Raw genomic sequence first — 14,441 nt, forward strand, 5'->3', positions numbered from 1 at the left:
AATTTGGTAAACCGTATGGCTGCCGTATCTATAGTCCATTGCCACCTCCTTGGCCAGATTATCGCAGCTAAAGCTGACCGGCTAAAGCCGGTGGTTTAAACCTTATGATGGAAAATTAAGCAATGGAGTTATGACGATGAAAGCAGTATTAATGACTGAAAAAGGCGGTCCGGAAGTTCTGCAGTTACAGGACATAGCGGAACCGGAAATAACTCATCCGGCTCAGGTAAAAATCCGTCTTAAGGCAGCCGGCATCAATCCCATCGATACCAAGGTGCGGGCTAACGGGCTTTTCTATAAGGATGCGCTGCCGGCCGTGCTGGGTTGCGATGGCGCCGGCACCATCATTGCCGTAGGCGATGGCGTGACAAATTATAAGATCGGTGATGAGGTATGGTTTTGCAATGGCGGCCTGGGAAAGGAGCAGGGCAATTATGCCGAATATACGGTTGTAGACAGCCGCTGGGTAGCTTTGAAACCTAAAACCATTTCGTTTACCGAAGCGGCGGCCCTGCCGCTGGTCTTGATTACGGCATGGGGTGCCTTATTCGAGCGAGGCGGTCTGCAGTCAGGACAAACGGTTTTGGTCCACGCCGGCGCCGGCGGCGTAGGGCATGTGGCCATACAGTTGGCAAAGCATAAAGGCGCCCGTGTCATCACGACGGTCAGTTCCCGGGAAAAAGCCGATTTTGTGCGCGATTTGGGCGCTGATGACGTTATTTTTTACCGGGATGAGAATCTGCAGGATCGCATCAACAGCTTGACCGAAGGAAAGGGCGCCGATCTGGTTTTCGATACGGTCGGCCCTGAGGCCTTTAAAGCCAGCATAGAGGCTACGGCTCATTTCGGCAGTATCGTGACGCTGCTGGACCCCGGCATGATCAGTCTGGCTGAGGCCCGCATGCGCAATTTGAAGATCGGTTTTGAATTGATGCTGACGCCCATGCTGAGAGAGCTTGATGCCGCTCGCGAAAAGCATGTGGAGATTTTAAAGCAATGCGCCGGACTGATTGACCGCGGGGATCTAAAGACTCGCGTCAGCCATGTATTGAAACTCGATCAGGCAGCCAATGCGCATAAGCTATTAGGGGAAGGTCACATGACCGGAAAGGTTGTGCTCGAAATATAACCGGCCAGCTCTGTTTGATAAGGATTAAAGCTGAACAGATTTGCACATTGGGCATCGTCAGTCAACGTGGGCGTACCAGTTATAAGCTTGTAACTGAGAAAAATCATGGGAATTTAAGGTTTCTTATTTATACTGAAAAATGTTATAGATTTTTCAAGTGTTACATTAACGATAGCTAGGCTTTTCAATTATTTCAATCCGTCTTGGCTTCGTCAGGAAGTGTATGGAATGTTTTTGAATATCAGAAAAGTTAACGCCGTGTTAAGGCAGGTCAAAGATGTTGAGCAGTTTACAAAAACAAAGAAAAATTATTGTTGCTGATGCAGATCCTGCCTCAAGAATTGAAATGATAGAATTTCTGCAAGCGCGGGGATTCAATAACTTGGCTGTTGCCGCCGATGGCGATCAGATTCATGAAATACTGCGCGCCTATCAACATGAACCGGAGCTATTGGGGGCGGTTATCATTGATGAGAAATTGCCCTGCTGTCAGATTGAGGAATTGTGCCAAGTCTTGCCGCATGAGGATGAAGGGATTTTCCTGCCCTTCATTGTGCTTGTTGATGAGCCGCCGAAGAACAAGACTCTGGCATCAGGAGGCAAATGCCAGTTTTATGAGCTGGTTCGTCCGTACCTTGCTACCGAATTGCTCATGCTGGTTGAGTTTCTTTTGGTCTTGAAGGACGAGCGTTTTCTGCGTTATAAGCAGAAAGAAGAACTGATTTCCCAACTGGCCGCGCGCAAATTGCTTAATGCGAAATTGGAATATCTGGTTATCCATGACGATCTGACCGGCTTGCTGAACCGGCGCAATCTTGAGCAGCATCTGTATATGGAGCTGCATGAACATGCCAAATCCCGGCAAAATGGCGTGTTATTGTTTATCGATCTGGACAGATTCGGATTGATCAATGATCTGGAAGGGTTTGCGGCCGCTGACGGATTGCTGGTTGAAGTAGTGGCCGTTATTAAAAAGGCGATTCAGGCAAAAGGCCTGTTCGCTCGGGTCGGATCGGACGAGTTGTGCCTGTATCTGGAAAATTCGACCCTCGATAATGCAATGGTTATTGCGGAGCGTATTTGTAAAAGACTGGATGAATTTCGCTTTACCATAGACAATGCCTGTTACCACATCACGGCCTCTATCGGCATCGCTTCTTTAAAATCTTCCAGAATTGTCAAGTATCCCGGCGAGCTGATATCCAGAGCGCATCAGGCCTGCTCGATAGCCAAAAACAAAGGCCGCAACAGAGTATGGCTGTATTGCGAAGACGACCAGGCTTTCAAGGAAAGGCAGCGTGATATCCACTGGATGTCCTTAATCCGGGATGCGCTGTTGAATGACAGATTCTTTCTTGTTTTTCAGCCTGTGGTGGGTTTATCCGACGGCGAAATCTCCCACTATGAGGTCTTGATCAGAATGAGGGGCAGCGACGAACATGTGATTGACCCGGGCGAGTTCATCCCGGTTGCGGAAAGGATGGGGCTTATCTACAGCATCGATGCCTGGGTGGTCGATAAAGCCATAGATTTTTTGGCTTCGCTGCCACAGGAATTGTCGCATGTAAAGCTGGCAATCAACCTGTCCTGCATGGCCTTTCAGGATGATTCGATCGCCGCCTTCATTCAGCAGAAACTGGATACGTCCTGGGTCGGCGGCGACCGTCTCACCTTCGAAATCACTGAGACGGCGGCAGTGGGCAATTTTGAACAGACCCTGTCCATGATCAATCAGATCCGTGCATTGGGCTGCCAGATTGCCCTGGATGATTTCGGCGCCGGCTTTTGCTCGTTCAATTATCTGAAAATATTCCCCGTTGAGTATGTGAAAATCGACGGCCTGTTTATACAGAATCTGGTCAATGATGAAACCGACCAGATACTGGTCCGCTCAATGCAGCAGATAGCCAGGAAGCTGGGCAAGAAAACCATTGCCGAGTATGTCGAATGTCCCCGAACGATCAAAATTCTGAAGGAAATCGGGATCAATTACGGTCAAGGCCACATTTTCGGCAAGCCCAACGAGCAGCTCTTGTCCCGAAGCGCTTTTCGAAGGCACGATTTGACTAAGTCACGCTGTGCCAGCTAAGCTTGATTTAATCGTTTTTTAAAAGCCAGCCTGTATTATTCATTTATCGTTCATTTTATACAGATAGATTGAGGGTTGCTGATTCAGGCAATCCTATTTATGTATAATAAGAAATGCTGTCAGGATGATAATTATGAAAATGAATATTGTAAGAGGCTATGGTAGAAAAAACGAAAAAGCGCGGGGTTCGATATGTCCAGAAAAAAAAGGTGAACAGGCCGGCTTCTCATTGGTTTAGAAAGTCGATCTGGGCCTTTATTGCCGGATTCACGTTTGTTCTGCTGAGCTATCTGGGTTATCTGGATTACAACGTACGCAAGCAGTTTGAAGGGAACCGCTGGGCCATCCCCGCCCGTGTCTACGCCAGCCCGGTTGAGCTCTATGCCGGCTATGGCCTTTCCGCGGCAAAGTTTGAAGATTTATTACAGACGCTGCATTATCGCAAGGATGCCCAGTTATCATCGGAAGGCACGTATTTCAGACAGGGACCGTATGTCAGCCTGAAGACCCGCAGTTTTACCTTCTGGGATCAGCAGCAGTCATCCAGTCTTTTGCGTGTGGGCTTTACCGATTCCAGCATAGCCAATATCGTCGATCTGGCCCAATCGAAAGAAGTGGCCATCGTGCGCATGGATCCGGTACAGATCGGCAGTTTTTATCCCACCATTAAGGAAGACCGTATACTGATCAAATGGCAGGATGCGCCCGAGGCTCTTATCAAAGGCCTGCTGGCGACTGAAGATCGGGACTTCTACGACCATTTCGGCATTTCACTGAAAGGCATCGCCCGCGCCATGTGGGCTAATGTCCGAGCCGGCGGCATCGTGCAGGGCGGCAGCACCATCACTCAGCAGTTGGTCAAGAATTTTTACCTGACGTCTGAACGCAGCCTGTGGCGTAAAGTCAATGAAGTTTTCATGTCGCTGATACTGGAAGCCCGCTTCAGCAAGAATGCGATTCTTGAAGCTTATTTGAACGAGGTTTTCCTCGGCCAGGACGGCGGCAGCGCCGTGCATGGCTTCGCGCTGGCCAGTGAATTTTATTTTGGCAGCAATTTAAAAGATCTGCCGTTGGAACAGGTGGCTTCGCTGGTCGCTCTGGTTCGCGGGCCTTCTTATTATGATCCGCGGCGTTATCCTGAGCGCGCCCTGCAACGGCGCAATCTGGTTCTGGATGAGATGGCGGCGGAAGCTTACATCACGCCTGAGCAGGCGACTGCGGCGAAAGCGAAGCCGCTGAATGTGGTTGATCGTACGCATCGCTCGGCAAACCGCTATCCAGCCTTTCTTGACCTGGTCAAACGGCAGTTGAGACAGGAATACCGCGAGGAAGATTTAACATCCGAAGGTCTGGCTATTTTTACGACGCTGGATACCGTGGTTCAGGACGCGCTGGAGAAATCCGTCGCCACTAAATTGGACCAGCTGGAGAAACTGCCCAAAGCCAATGATCTTGAAACGGCGGTCGTCGTGACCCGCAGGGATAGCGGTGAAATTGCCGCGCTGACCGGCGGGCGGGAAAACTCGGCGGCTGGATTTAACCGCGCACTGGATGCGGTCCGGCCGATCGGTTCTTTGATCAAGCCGGTCATTTATTTGACGGCGCTGGAGTATCCGGACAAATATACAATCACGACGCCGATCAGCGACACGGCCATCCATATCAAAAGCGGAGACAAGATCTGGGAGCCGAAAAACTACGATCACAGGGAGCACGGCAACGTCGGATTGCATACTGCTCTGGCGCATTCCTACAATTTGGCAACGGTGCGCATCGGTATGGATGTCGGGATTGCCAGAACCGTCAAGACCTTGAGAAATATGGGCGTGACGCGGCCTGTTGACCTGTTTCCTTCGTTTTTGCTGGGCGCCGCGGAATTGACGCCGATGGAAGTCACTCAGATGTACCAGACGCTGGCCGGCGACGGTTTTTCAACGCCGTTGCGGGGCATCAGGGCCGTAGTCGCGGCTAATGGCGAACGTCTGCAAAGCTATCCGTTTACGGTCAGACAGGCAGTCGACCCCGCCGCTACCTACATCGTCAACACAATGTTGCAGGAAGTCATGCGTGAAGGCACGGGGCGCGCCGCCTATTCGGTGTTCCCATATGATTATGGCCTGGTCGGCAAGACCGGCACGACCAATGATTCGAAAGACAGTTGGTTTGCTGGCTATACCGGTGATTATTTATCGGTGGTCTGGGTGGGCCGCGACGATAATAAGCCTATCGGCCTGACCGGTTCGACCGGCGCCCTGCAAGTCTGGATATCGCTGATGCGGCAGATTTCGACGCAGCCGGTGAATCTGGTTCCGCCGGACAATATCAAAATGGCCTGGGTTGATCCTTATAGCGGCTTGCTGGCGAATGAAACCTGCGAGGGCGCGCGGGAATATCCTTACATTGCCGGTTCTGCTCCGGTTGAGTATGCAGCCTGTGCGGAAACCGCGCCGGCCGATGGGGTTAATACCTTTTTCAACAATCTTTTTCCGCAATAAGTTAGGGCATCTATGAATAAAATTAATTATTTTCGTCTGATCTTGCTGGTATTGGCCTTTATTAGCGGTGCCGGCTATGCGGAAGACCGGCCCGTCCGGGAGCTGAAAGCATTCCTGAGCGCCACAAGGACATTGACGGCCGATTTTAAACAGGTGCTGATCAATGAAGCCGGCGATCCGGTACAAACCAGTTATGGTGCGTTTTATCTGCAGCGGCCCGGCAAGTTTCGCTGGGATTATAAAAAGCCCATTCAGCAGCAAATTATCTCCAATTCCGGAAAAGTCTGGTTTTATGATCCGGACCTGGAACAGGTCACGGTTAAAAAACTCGATGAATCGGTGGGCTCCACGCCGGCTCTATTGTTAAGCGGCGAAGTATCCCTGGAGGATAACTTTACGATGGAGAAGCAGGGCGAAGACGAAGGCCTGCTCTGGGTGAAATTGCTGCCCAAACACGAGGAAAGCGGTTTTAAATATGTGCTGATCGGCCTGAGCGGCGGCACGCTGGGCGGCATGGAGTTAAGCGACAATTTTGGCCAGCTGACGCGCATTTATTTTTCCAATGTGGTGACCAATCGTGAAGTCAAGCCGGATCTGTTTCAATTCAATGCGCCCAAAGGCGCCGATGTCTTCTCCGAATAATCAGGAAGACCGGCGCATGGCAGGCAGCTTGAGTCCTTCATCTTTCTCCGCCTTTATATGTTTGAAGACTTGACCAAACCCTTGGCCGACAGGATGCGGCCAAGGTCGTTAGAAGAATATGTCGGCCAGCAGCATGTTTTGAAGCCTGGCAAGCCCTTATATGAAGCCATCGCTTCAGGCAAGCTGCATTCGATGATTTTCTGGGGGCCGCCGGGCACAGGCAAAACAACGCTGGCTCGGCTTATTGCCCATCATTCCGATGCCGAATTCATGCCTATTTCCGCGGTCTTGGCCGGCGTCAAGGAAATCCGCGCGGCCGTCGGCGAAGCGCAAAGAATTCAGCAGCAACAGCACCGGCGGACTATTTTGTTCGTCGATGAAGTGCACCGCTTCAATAAATCGCAACAGGACGCTTTCCTGCCGCATGTGGAAGACGGCACCGTCTATTTCGTCGGCGCGACGACTGAAAATCCGTCTTTCGCACTCAATAACGCGTTATTGTCGCGGGCCCGCGTTTATGTGCTCAACGCATTGACGCCCGAAGACCTGTTGGGCGTGTTGAACAAGGCATTGACCGATACGGAGCGGGGATTGGGCAGCCTGAATGTCGAAATGGCGGAGGGCGTTAAACGGCAATTTGCCGAGGCGGCCGATGGCGATGCCAGAAGGTTGTTGAATCTGCTCGAAATCGCCGTGGAGCTTGCCGCAGCCAATGGCAGTCGCGTAATTGATGAAAAAACGGCCAGGGAAGTGCTGACCGGCGGCGTACGGCGGTTCGATAATCAGGGCGAGGAGTTTTACAATCAGATTTCAGCCCTGCACAAGTCGGTGCGCGGAAGTTCTCCCGATGCTTCGCTTTATTGGCTCTGCCGCATGATCGACGCCGGCTGCGACTTGACCTATCTGGCCAGACGCATCGTTAGAATGGCTTCGGAAGATATCGGCAATGCCGACCCGCGGGCCTTGCAGATAGCCGTCAATGCCTGGGAAACGCAGGAGCGGCTAGGCAGTCCCGAAGGCGAGCTGGCATTGGCTCAGGCCGTCGTTTATCTGGCCTGCGCGCCTAAAAGCAATGCCGTTTACATGGCCTATAACGCGGCCATGCGCGACGCCAAACAAAGCGGCAGCCTGAGCGTGCCGGTACATCTGCGCAACGCGCCGACCAAATTGATGAAGTCGCTCGATTACGGCAAGGAATACCGTTACGCGCATGATGAACCGGAAGCCTATGCGGCCGGCGAAAACTACTTTCCCGATGAGCTGGCAGGGACTCAGTATTACCAACCGGTCGACAGGGGGCTGGAGATTAAAATCAAGGAAAAGCTCAGGCATTTGAAAGAGTTGGATAAACGCGCAAAGTAAGCCTGCTTTTTTGAGTAAAATATCGGATGTATTTAAACAAACAGGAAATTTTTTAGAATTAAAAACGGTTTTTCTATAAAATCCCCTTTTCAGCAATATTTAACAGCCAAGTCTCCATGGATCTAAAATTCCTCGATTTTGAACAACCCATCGCTGAGCTAGAAGCGAAAATTGAAGAACTCCGCAATGTGGAGTTTGATAACAATATTAATATCTCAGAAGCGATTAAGCATCTCGAAGAAAAAAGCCTCGCATTGACCGAGTCGATTTTTTCCGATCTTTCCGACTGGCAAATTTCCCAATTATCCAGACATCCCGGTCGTCCATACACGCTGGACTATATCGAGCATATGTTTACCGATTTCCACGAGTTGCACGGCGATCGCACGTATGCCGACGATCCTGCTATCGTTTGCGGCCTGGCCAGGCTGGAAGGCCAGCCGGTAATGGTTATCGGCCATCAGAAAGGCCGCGATACGAAGGAAAAGATCTATCGCAATTTCGGCATGCCGCGCCCCGAAGGCTACCGCAAGGCGCTGCGGATCATGAAGATGGCCGAACGCTTTAAAATGCCGATTATCTGCCTGATCGACACGCCGGGCGCTTATCCGGGCATCGGCGCCGAGGAACGCGGCCAGAGCGAGGCGATCGCCAGAAACCTGTTCGAAATGGCGAAGCTGAGAACACCCATTATCTGCACGATTATCGGCGAAGGCGGTTCCGGCGGAGCCTTGGCCATCGGCGTCGGCGATCGGCTGATCATGCTCGAGTACAGCACGTATTCCGTTATTTCGCCGGAAGGCTGCGCATCCATTCTATGGAAAAGCGCCGATAAATCGCAGCTGGCGGCGGAAGCGATGGGCATTACCTCCGATCGCATCCGCGAGCAGGGCTTGCTGGACGAAGTGGTCAGAGAGCCATTGGGCGGCGGGCACAGAAATTTCCAGGCGACTGCCTTGAATTTAAGGGAAGCGCTGATCCGCCATATGGATGAATTAAAGCAGCAATCCGTTGAGAAAATGCTGGAAAAACGTTATCAGCGGCTTATGAGCTTCGGCTCCTTTATCGTCGAGGAAGGCCGTTAAATTCCGGCTTATCGGTCCGATCTTCAGGCCGGCTTTTGCCGGCCTTTTGTTTTTTCAGGCTATACGGCATGCTGTCATCATCAGTCATAGAATCGGCGCTGGATCAGGTTAAACCGGCCGCGCATCTTTATGTAGCCTATAGCGGCGGCGTCGATTCGCATGTCTTGCTGCACCTATGCGCATCAGTGCCGGGCCTTGTCGGTAGAATAACGGCGGTCTACGTCCATCATGGCCTGCAGGCGGAAGCCGATGCCTGGGCTGCTCATTGCAGGAACACGGCCGAAGCGCTCGGCGTCGGTTTTAAGGCGCTCTATGTCAATGCTTTTGCCGCACCCGGAGAAAGTCCCGAGGAAGCGGCAAGAAACGCCCGATATAGCGCGTTAAAGGCTTTGATGGATACTAACGACGTGCTGCTGGTGGCACAGCACAGGGATGACCAGCTTGAAACGGTGCTGCTTCAGTTGTTCCGCGGCAGCGGCCTGCGCGGATTATCCGGCATGCCCGAGCACATGGTTTTTGGCCGGGGCGCGATGCTCAGGCCATTGCTGAATATATCCAGGCAAGCGATAAAACACTATGCCGAGTCGCACAGGCTGAGCTGGGTGGAAGATCCCAGCAATCTGCATATCGATTACGACCGCAATTTCCTGCGCAACATCATCGTACCGCTGATCAAGCAGCGCTGGCCGGCATGCGACAAAACGGTTGCCCGTTCGGCCAGACATTGCGCCGAGGCGCAGGCGTTGATCTCGGTCATTGCCGGCGATTTGTTCCATGCCGTTTTCAATGACGCCGACAAAACATTGTCGATCAGCAGCTTGCAGCTGTTAAACAAGCCCAGGCAGCAGCTGGTCATCAGGCATTGGTTCCAGACGCTGGGCTTGAAAATGCCGGCCCAGGATTTTGTTGAGCGAATTCTGAGCCAGATTGTTGCGGCAAGAGTCGGGAGTGATCCCGTGCTTTCCGGTCGGGGATACGATGTGCGGCGCTACCGGGATAAGCTGTATTGCTTGAAGCAGTCGCTAAAGCAGGCGTTGCAGGATATCAGATGGCCTGCCGGGCAAACCTCGCTGAAAGCGGCCGATGATCAGGTTTGGCTTTGTTTGCCTTCATCGACCGGCATATTGCGCGAGCGCTGGCTGAATGCCAACGTGGTCGTCAGATTTCGACGCGGCGGCGAAAAAATTTCATTGCCGGGCCGTAAAGGTCGCCACGTCCTTAAAAATCTGTTCCAGGAGGCAGGCATTCCGCCGTGGGAGCGAAAGAGCATGCCGCTGGTTTATTTGGATGACAAGCTTGCGGCTGTCGGCGATCAATGGATCAGCGCTGAATTTTACGCCGAAAAAACAGATGGTTGCATCAGACTGCACAGACAAAAACAGGAATAAAACCTGAAAGACCATGACGAATTTCCCATTGTCGATTAAAATGTGCATGTTTTGCGGCTCCATGGAAGGGAGAGCGGGGCAACGGGAGCAATCGCCACAACTGCATCAGTTATCATCTGAAGTCTAAAAATTCTACATGACAAAATACATTTTCATTACCGGCGGCGTCGTATCATCTCTTGGCAAGGGTATTGCGGCTTCCTCGCTGGCGGCTATTCTTGAGGCCCGCGGCCTTAAAGTCACCATGACCAAACTGGACCCTTATATCAATGTGGACCCGGGCACGATGAGCCCTTTTCAGCATGGCGAGGTGTTTGTTACCGAAGACGGCGCCGAAACAGACCTGGACTTGGGTCATTACGAGCGGTTTCTTAAAACCACCATGGCCAAGAAAAACAATTTCACGACCGGCCAGATCTACGAAAGCGTATTGCGCCGGGAGCGTAAAGGCGAATACCTGGGCGCGACGGTTCAGGTCATTCCGCACATCACCGATGAAATCAAACGCCGCGTTTATCAGAGCGCCGAAGGCATGGATGTGGCCCTGATCGAAGTCGGCGGCACGGTCGGCGATATCGAGTCGCTGCCTTTCCTGGAGGCCATCCGTCAGTTGCGCGTCGAATTGGGCGCCGACAGATCGCTGTTCATCCATTTAACGCTGGTTCCGTATATTCGTTCCGCCGGCGAAATCAAAACCAAGCCGACCCAGCATTCGGTCAAGGAATTGCGCACTATCGGCATACAGCCCGATATCCTGATCTGCCGTTCCGAACAGTCCGTGCCGATCAGCGAGCGGCGCAAAATCGCCTTGTTCACCAATGTCGAGGAAAAAGCGGTCATCACGGCTGTCGATGCCGACTCGATCTATCGCATTCCGCTGCTGCTGCATGATCAAGGCCTGGACGATATCGTCGTGCATAAATTGCGGCTGGATGTGCCGCCGGCCGATTTGACCGAATGGCAAAATGTGGTTGACGCACTGGCTCACCCGACCGATGAGGTCGATATCGCCATCGTCGGCAAATATGTCGATCATACCGATGCCTATAAGTCGCTGAGTGAAGCTTTGATTCATGCCGGCATCCGCACGCGCCATAAAGTCAACATCCATTACATCGATTCCGAAATCATCGAGGACGAAGGCGTATCGCGTTTGAAAAACGTCGATGCGATCCTGGTGCCGGGCGGCTTCGGCGAGCGCGGCGTGGAAGGCAAAATCGCCACGGTCAGGTTCGCACGCGAGAACAAGATTCCTTATCTGGGCATTTGTCTGGGCATGCAGGTTGCCGTGATCGAGTATGCGCGCGACGTAGCCGGCCTTGAAGGCGCGCATAGCACGGAATTCCTGCCGAAATCACCGCATCCGGTCATCGGTCTGATCACCGAATGGATGGCTGAAAGCGGCCAGATCGAAACGCGCGACGAAAACTCCGATTTAGGCGGCACCATGCGTCTGGGCGGTCAGCAATGTCTGCTGCAGCCTGATTCGCTGGCTTTCCAGCTTTATCAGAAAGACGTCATTACCGAAAGGCATCGCCATCGCTATGAGTTTAACAATCAGTATGTTGAAAAACTCGAGAAAGCCGGCATGCGCTTTTCGGGCAAATCGATCGACGGCCGTCTGGTGGAAGTCATTGAAATCCCGGATCATCCATGGTTCCTGGCTTGTCAGTTCCATCCTGAATTCACTTCAACGCCGAGAAAAGGTCATCCATTGTTTTCAGGATTCGTCGTTGCCGCATCCAAACACAAAAAGGGAACGCTATAATGAAGCTGTGCCATTTTGAAGCCGGCCTCGACCAGCCTTTTTTTCTGATCGCCGGCACCTGTGTCATCGAGAGCGAGCAAATGGCGCTGGATACGGCGGGCTATCTCAAGGAGATCACGTCGGCATTGAACATTCCGTTCATTTACAAGTCATCCTTTGACAAGGCCAACCGCTCTTCGCATGAAAGTTACCGCGGGCCCGGCGTGGAACGGGGACTGAAAATCCTGGAAAAGGTCAAACAGCAGATCCGCGTACCGGTATTGACCGATGTGCATGAAGACACGCCGCTGGCGGAAGTGGCCTCGGTCGTCGACGTTATGCAGACGCCGGCCTTTCTATGCCGGCAGACCAATTTCATTCAGGACGTGGCTAGGCAGGGCATTCCGGTCAATATCAAGAAAGGCCAGTTTCTGGCTCCCTGGGATATGATCCATGTCGCCAATAAAGCCAAGGCGACAGGCAACCAGCAGATCATGGTCTGCGAGCGCGGCGTATCGTTCGGCTACAACAATCTGGTGTCCGACATGCGTTCACTGGCGGTCATGAGAGACACCGGCTGCCCGGTCGTTTACGACGCGACGCATTCAGTGCAGTTGCCGGGCGGACAGGGCACGTCTTCCGGCGGGCAGCGCGAATTTGTGCCGGTGCTGGCAAGAGCTGCCATGGCCGTCGGCATTGCCGGGCTGTTCATGGAGACGCATCCGAATCCGGCGGAAGCCTTGAGCGACGGCCCGAATTCCTGGCCGCTACGCAGAATGAAGGAACTGCTGGAAACCTTAGCCACGATCGATCGGGCCGTTAAATCCACTCATCTCATAGAAACAACCCTATAACAATAAAGGAGTCATCAGCATGGCCAAAATAGTCGATATTCGCGCTAGAGAAATTCTTGATTCGCGAGGCAATCCAACTGTCGAAGCGGATGTTGTTTTAGCTTCCGGCGTGACAGGCAGTGCCATGGTGCCTTCCGGCGCATCAACGGGTGAGCGCGAAGCGATAGAACTGCGCGACGGCGATAAAAGCCGTTATCTGGGCAAAGGCGTATTGAACGCCGTAGCCAACGTCAACACTGAAATTCGTGCCGCGATTATCGGCATGGATGCGGACGACCAGGCCGGCATCGATCAAAAAATGCTTGAACTGGACGGCACCGACAATAAAGGCCGTCTAGGCGCCAACGCCATTTTGTCGGTATCCATGGCCGCTGCCCATGCGGCGGCCAAGGAAGCCGGCGTGCCTTTGTACCGTCACTTGAACAAGAGCGGCGAATTCATCATGCCGGTGCCGATGATGAACATCATCAATGGTGGCTCGCATGCCGACAACAGCGTCGATCTGCAGGAATTCATGATTTTGCCGGTAGGTGCGCCTTCCTTCCGTGAAGCGATCCGCTATGGCGCCGAAGTGTTCCATAATCTGAAAAAAGTATTGACGTCGAAAGGCTTGGCCACCACGGTCGGCGACGAAGGCGGATTTGCGCCGAACCTCAGCTCCAACGAAGAAGCGATTGCCGTCATTCTAGAAGCGATAGAAGCAGCCGGTTACAAACCGGGCGTCGATATTTGCCTGGGCCTGGATGCAGCCAGCTCCGAATATTTCAAAAACGGCCGTTATGAATTGTCGGCGGAAGGCAAAAGCTTCGATTCAGCCCAAATGACCGACTTTTTCATGGACTGGGTCAAGAAATACCCGATTATCTCGATCGAAGACGGCCTGGATCAGAATGATTGGACCGGCTGGAAGATGCTGACCGAAAAATTGGGCAACCAGATCCAGTTGGTCGGCGATGACCTGTTTGTGACTAACCCGGCCATCCTGAGAGAAGGCATCGACAAAAATATCGCCAATTCCATCCTGATCAAGCTCAATCAGATCGGTACACTATCCGAAACGCTGGATGCGATCAACATGGCGCAGGCCGGCGGTTATTCGGCGGTTGTTTCGCACCGTTCCGGCGAAACCGAAGACACCACGATTGCCGATTTGGCCGTGGCGACCGGTACCGGCCAGATCAAGACCGGTTCCTTGAGCCGCTCCGACCGGGTAGCCAAATATAACCGTCTGATGAAAATCGAGGATGAATTGGGCAGCTTGGCCAAATACGCTGGCCGTAGCGCATTCAAAATGCTGTAATTCAGCTGGATTCTGGAATGATGCAGGGCGGTTAACAACCGCCCGTTATCCGTTCCGAGGGTGAGCCAATCAAAAGTCTTATCGTAATTATCATCTTGCTGACCATTCATCTCCAATACCGTTTATGGTATGGCGATGGCAGCATTCGGGAAATTCACGCGTATCAGCAGCGTCTTGACGAGCTGAAGGAACAAGTGGAGGAGAAAAAAGCGCGCAACGAAACGCTTTACGCCGAGGTGCTGGACTTGAGAAAAGGGCAGGCCGCCATAGAGGAAAGAGCCCGCTATGAGTTAGGCATGATTAGAGAAGATGAGACGTTCTTCCAGGTTTTGGAATAATAATCGGATTAT

11 protein-coding genes are annotated in these 14,441 nt (G+C 52.5%); all 11 read left to right on the forward strand.

What is annotated here, in order from left to right:
* Positions 1–136 precede the first annotated feature (136 nt).
* The 11 genes from V2P20_RS01475 (at position 137) to ftsB (ending at position 14,429) form a co-directional block, all read left to right on the forward strand.
* The gene (locus V2P20_RS01475; RefSeq protein WP_331815338.1) at positions 137–1,129 is read left to right on the forward strand and encodes a zinc-dependent alcohol dehydrogenase family protein; all 993 of its coding nucleotides are present in this window, start codon (positions 137–139) and stop codon (positions 1,127–1,129) included.
* A 346-nt stretch (positions 1,130–1,475) separates the two neighbouring features.
* Entirely contained in the window at positions 1,476–3,218 is a 1,743-nt protein-coding gene (locus V2P20_RS01480) for an EAL domain-containing protein (protein ID WP_331815340.1), read from the forward strand.
* 158 nt (positions 3,219–3,376) lie between these two features.
* Positions 3,377–5,713 (forward strand): penicillin-binding protein 1B, encoded by a 2,337-nt coding sequence (mrcB, locus tag V2P20_RS01485; protein WP_331815342.1) that lies wholly within the window; start codon positions 3,377–3,379, stop codon positions 5,711–5,713.
* A 12-nt stretch (positions 5,714–5,725) separates the two neighbouring features.
* Positions 5,726–6,355 carry an outer membrane lipoprotein chaperone LolA gene (lolA, locus tag V2P20_RS01490; RefSeq protein ID WP_331815344.1) on the forward strand — a complete coding sequence of 210 codons (630 nt, stop codon included), beginning with the start codon at positions 5,726–5,728 and terminating at the stop codon, positions 6,353–6,355.
* Between the two features lie 57 nt (positions 6,356–6,412).
* Positions 6,413–7,717, forward strand: coding sequence for a replication-associated recombination protein A (locus tag V2P20_RS01495; protein WP_331815346.1), 1,305 nt, complete (start codon positions 6,413–6,415; stop codon positions 7,715–7,717).
* 116 nt (positions 7,718–7,833) lie between these two features.
* Positions 7,834–8,802, forward strand: a complete 969-nt coding sequence (gene accA, locus V2P20_RS01500; RefSeq protein WP_194969346.1) for an acetyl-CoA carboxylase carboxyl transferase subunit alpha — start codon at positions 7,834–7,836, stop codon at positions 8,800–8,802.
* A 68-nt stretch (positions 8,803–8,870) separates the two neighbouring features.
* The gene (gene tilS / locus V2P20_RS01505) at positions 8,871–10,190 is read left to right on the forward strand and encodes a tRNA lysidine(34) synthetase TilS (RefSeq protein WP_331815352.1); all 1,320 of its coding nucleotides are present in this window, start codon (positions 8,871–8,873) and stop codon (positions 10,188–10,190) included.
* 136 nt (positions 10,191–10,326) lie between these two features.
* Positions 10,327–11,958: a CTP synthase gene (locus tag V2P20_RS01510; RefSeq protein WP_331815354.1), complete on the forward strand. Its 1,632-nt coding sequence runs from the start codon at positions 10,327–10,329 to the stop codon at positions 11,956–11,958.
* Complete coding sequence (gene kdsA / locus V2P20_RS01515; protein WP_331815357.1) at positions 11,958–12,791, forward strand: 3-deoxy-8-phosphooctulonate synthase; 834 nt, start codon at positions 11,958–11,960, stop codon at positions 12,789–12,791. The genes V2P20_RS01510 and kdsA overlap by 1 nt, the downstream gene beginning before the upstream one ends.
* A 19-nt stretch (positions 12,792–12,810) precedes the next feature.
* Positions 12,811–14,091 (forward strand): phosphopyruvate hydratase, encoded by a 1,281-nt coding sequence (eno, locus tag V2P20_RS01520; protein ID WP_331815360.1) that lies wholly within the window; start codon positions 12,811–12,813, stop codon positions 14,089–14,091.
* Between the two features lie 68 nt (positions 14,092–14,159).
* Positions 14,160–14,429: a cell division protein FtsB gene (gene ftsB / locus V2P20_RS01525; protein ID WP_194969420.1), complete on the forward strand. Its 270-nt coding sequence runs from the start codon at positions 14,160–14,162 to the stop codon at positions 14,427–14,429.
* The last annotated feature ends 12 nt before the right edge of the window (positions 14,430–14,441 follow it).

Source organism: Methylobacter sp. Wu1 (assembly GCF_036553575.1).
Taxonomy (GTDB): domain Bacteria; phylum Pseudomonadota; class Gammaproteobacteria; order Methylococcales; family Methylomonadaceae; genus Methylobacter.